Source organism: Pseudomonas sp. 5.2 (assembly GCF_059025405.1).
The window spans coordinates 1-4,378 of record NZ_JBYBHH010000036.1; the positions used below are offsets into that span (position 1 = coordinate 1).

General features: G+C 65.5%; 1 protein-coding gene. It reads right to left on the minus strand.

Going from position 1 to position 4,378, the window contains the following annotated elements:
• Positions 1 to 4,378, minus strand: a 4,378-nt coding sequence (locus tag AC5PZ0_RS28115) for an Ig-like domain-containing protein (RefSeq protein ID WP_493856193.1), incomplete at both ends; no start/stop codon positions are given.

Here is a 4,378-nt window from a genome sequence, read left to right on the forward strand (position 1 = left end):
AAGGGTGATGTTGAAGGTGCCAGTCGGGCCGACCAAGGCGCTGCTCAGTTCGGTGCCATCAGCTGCCAGCACCCGCACGGTGCTGCCCGGTTCGGCACGGCCGGTGACGACGCTGCCGTCGGCGTTGATCGCCAGTTCACTCGGCGCAGTCGGCGCGGTGATGTCTGGCGCAAAGATTTGCGTAGGCACGGACGACAGACCGTTGTCATCAATGGCCACAACATCGAGCAGTTCGCCGTTGGCTTGGGCCGGGTCGAGCACGATAGTAAAGGTGCCATCGGCACCTGCCACGACACTGCCGATCAGCGTGCCATTGGCATCGTGCACTTCGACACGGGTTCCCGCTGGCGCGTTGCCGGTCAGGCTGGTGCCATCGGCATTGATCGCCAGCTCGCTTGGGCTGGCCGGGGCGGTGATCAGTGGTACGTCGTATTCAAAGGCGACGGACGCATTGCCGCTCGGGTCGGTCTGCACCAGGCTCAGGTGCTCGCCGGGTTGCGCTGCCGGGTCGAGGTCGATGAGGAAGGTGCCGTTGGCCAAGACAGTGCCGGTGCCGATCACAGTGCCCTCGGCATCACGCACTTGCACAGTGGCGCCGGCTTCGCCGCGGCCGCTGAGGACCAGGCCGTCGGAGCCGACGGCAATATTGCTGACGGCAGCAGGTGGCGTGATGTCCGGTGCATCGAATTGGAGTGGGGCAGAGCTGTTGCCGGCGGCGTCCACCAGGCGAACGTCCAGCGCTTCGCCATTCGCTTGAGCAGGGCTCAGCGTCAGGCTGAAGCTGCCATCTGCGCCTACGAGTCCGGTACCAATCACAGTGCCCGCAGCGTCGCGGACTTGAACAGTGGCACCCGGTTCACCGCGACCGGTAAGGGTCACGCCTTCGGCCAAGGCCAGGCCTGTGGGTTGGTCTGGGGCTTGCAGGTCTGGCGAGGTGACCGTGCCTGGTTCAGACGCGTTGCCTGCCGCGTCGGTCAGCACCACTTGCAGCGTGCTGCCATCGTTAACGGCTGGATCAAGGGCGATTACAAAATTGCCGTCCGCGCCTACAGTGCCAGTCGCCAGCACATTGCCAGCGGCGTCACGTACTTGCACCGTGGCCCCGGCTTCGCCGCGGCCGCTGAGCTGGCTGCCGGCGAGGCCGATCACCAGGTTGGTCGGTGCGTTGGGTGGGGTGGTGTCCACACCGTCGATATCCGGCGCGGTGACGGAGCTGGCAAGCGACGTGTTACCAGCAACATCGGTCGCGGTGGCCTGCAACACTTCGCCATCGACCTGAGGCGGGTCGAGGGTGATGTTGAACACGCCGGTTGGGCCGACCAGGGCGCTGCCCAGTTCAGTGCCATCGGCGGCGAGAATACGCACGGTGCTACCCGGTTCGGCACGGCCGGTGACGACAGTGCCGTTGGCGCTGACGGCCAGTTCACTGGGTGCGGCGGGCGCGGTGATGTCCGGCGCGGTGATCTGCGCAGGCACGGACGACAAGCCGGTGTCGTCAATGGCCACAACATCGAGCAGTTCGCCGTTGGCTTGGGCCGGGTCGAGCACGATAGTAAAGGTGCCATCGTCACCTGCCACGACACTGCCGATCAGCGTGCCATTGGCATCGTGTACCTCTACACGGGTTCCAGCGGGTGCGTTGCCGGTCAGGCTGGTGCCATCGGCATTAATGGCCAGTTCGCTCGGGCTGGCCGGGGCGGTGGTCAGCGGCACATCGTATTCGAGGGCAACGGACGCGTTGCCGCTTGGGTCGACCTGCACCAGGCTCAGGTGTTCGCCAGGTTGCGCAGCCGGGTCGAGGTTGATCAGGAAGGTACCATTGGCAGTGACGACGCCGCGGCCAAGCAGGTTGCCATCCGTGTCGCGCACCTCAACGGTGGCACCCGCTTCCCCGCGACCGCCCAAGACCAAGCCGCCAGGGCCGACCTGGATGTTACTGACCGCATCCGGTGGGGTGATGTCTGGGGCATTGAACTGCAGGGCAGCGGAGCTATTACCAGCGGCATCGACCAGGCGGATATCCAGGGCTTCGCCATTGGCCTGAGCAGGGCTCAGCGTCAGGCTGAACGTGCCATCCGCGTTGACCAGCCCGGTACCGATCACAGTACCGGCAGCGTCGCGTACTTGTACGGTGGCGCCAGGTTCGCCGCGGCCGGTGAAGGTGATGCCATTGGCCAGGGCAAGGTCGGTGGGTTGCGCAGGAGGCAGTAGGTCTTGCGAGGTGACCGAGCCAGGTTGAGAAACGTTGCCCGCCGCATCGGTCAGGGTCACTTGCAGGGTGCTGCCGTCGATGACGGCCGGGTCCAGCGTCAGCACAAAGGTGCCATCTGCACTCACGGTGCCAGTCTCCAGCACATTGCCGGCGGCATCCCGCACCTGAACGGTAGTACCTGCTTCGCCACGGCCAGTCAGTTGGTGGCCGGCGAGGCCGATTACCAAATCAACAGGCGCGTCAGGCGGTGTGGTATCGCCGCCGTCGATATCCGGTGCGGTGACGGAGCTGGCGGTGGAGGTATTGCCAGCGGCATCGGTAGCCGTGGCTTGTAGAACCTCCCCATCAACTTGAGGCGGGTCGAGGCTGATGTTGAACACGCCAGTCGGCCCGACCAGGGCGCTGCCCAGTTCAGTGCCATCGGCGGCGAGAATACGGACGGTGCTACCCGGTTCGGCACGGCCAGTTACTACAGTGCCGTTGGCGCTGACGGCCAGCTCACTCGGCGCGGCAGGCGCGGTGATGTCCGGCGCGGTGATCTGTGCGGGCAGAGAAGACAGGCCGGTGTCATCGATGGCGACGACATCGAGCAGTTCGCCGTTGGCTTGTGGTGGCGTGAGTTCAAGGGTGAATGTGCCATCGGCACCGGCAATGGCGCTGCCGATCAGGGTGCCATTGGCATCGTGCACTTCCACGCGGCTGCCCGCTGGCGCGGTACCGGTCAGGGTGGTGCCATCGGCATCGATGGCCAGGTCGCTTGGGCTGGCGGGGGCGGTGGTTTGAGGTACGTCGTATTCAAGGGCAACGGAAGTGTTGCCGCTTGGGTCGGTCTGCACCAGGCTCAGTTGCTCGCCTGGTTGGGCAGCCGGGTCAAGGTCAATCAGGAAGGTGCCGTTGGCCAAGACTGTGCCGGTACCAATCACATTGCCGTTGGCATCGCGGACTTCCACGGTGGCCCCGGCTTCACCGCGCCCGCTGAGGGCCAGGCCACCAGCGCCGACCACGATATTGCTGACGGCATCAGGCGGAGTAATGTCCGGCGCGTCGAATTGCAGCGGGGTCGAGCTGTTACCAGCGGCGTCCACCAGACGAATATCCAGCGCTTCACCGTTCGCTTGAGCGGGTGAAAGGGTCAGGCTGAAGCTGCCATCTGCGCCCACCAGCCCGGTGCCGATCACAGTGCCGGCAGCATCGCGAACTTGAACGGTGGCACCCGGTTCACCGCGACCCGTGAGGGTCACGCCATCAGCCAGGGCCAGGTCAGTCGGCTGCGCAGGTGGCAGCAGGTCTTGGGAGGTGACCGAACCTGGCTGCGAAACGTTGCCCGCGGCATCGGTCAAGGTCACTTGCAGGGTGCTGCCATCGATTACGGCAGGATCAAGGGCGATTACAAAATTACCATCCGCGCCAACGGTGCCAGTCGCCAACACATTGCCGGCGGCATCACGCACCTGCACGGTAGTACCCGCTTCGCCGCGGCCAGTCAGCTGATGGCCAGCAAGGCCGATCACCAGGTTGGTCGGAGCGTTGGGTGGCGTGGTGTCCACGCCGTCGATATCCGGCGCGGTGACGGAGCTGGCAAGCGAAGTGTTGCCAGCGGCATCGGTTGCGGTGGCCTGCAGCACTTCGCCATCGACCTGAGGCGGGTCGAGGGTGATGTTGAACACGCCAGTCGGCCCGACCAGGGCGCTGCCCAGTTCGGTGCCATCGGCGGCGAGAATACGAACGGTGCTGCCTGGTTCGGCGCGGCCGGTAACGACGGTGCCGTTGGCACTGACGGCCAACTCGGTAGGTGCGGCTGGTGCAGTGATGTCCGGTGCGGTGATCTGTGCGGGCAGGGACGACAGGCCGGTGTCATCGATGGCGACGACATCGAGCAGCTCGCCGTTGGCTTGTGGTGGCGTGAGTTCAAGGGTGAAGGTGCCGTCGGCACCGGCAATGGCGCTGCCGATCAGCGTGCCGTTGGCATCGTGCACTTCCACGCGGCTGCCCGCTGGCGCGGTACCGGTCAGGGTGGTGCCATCGGCATCGATGGCCAGGTCGCTCGGGCTGGCCGGGGCGGTGGTCTGAGGTACGTCGTATTCGAGGGCAACGGAAGCGTTGCCGCTTGCGTCGGTCTGCACCAGGCTCAGTTGCTCGCCTGGTTGGGCAGCCGGGTCAAGGTCA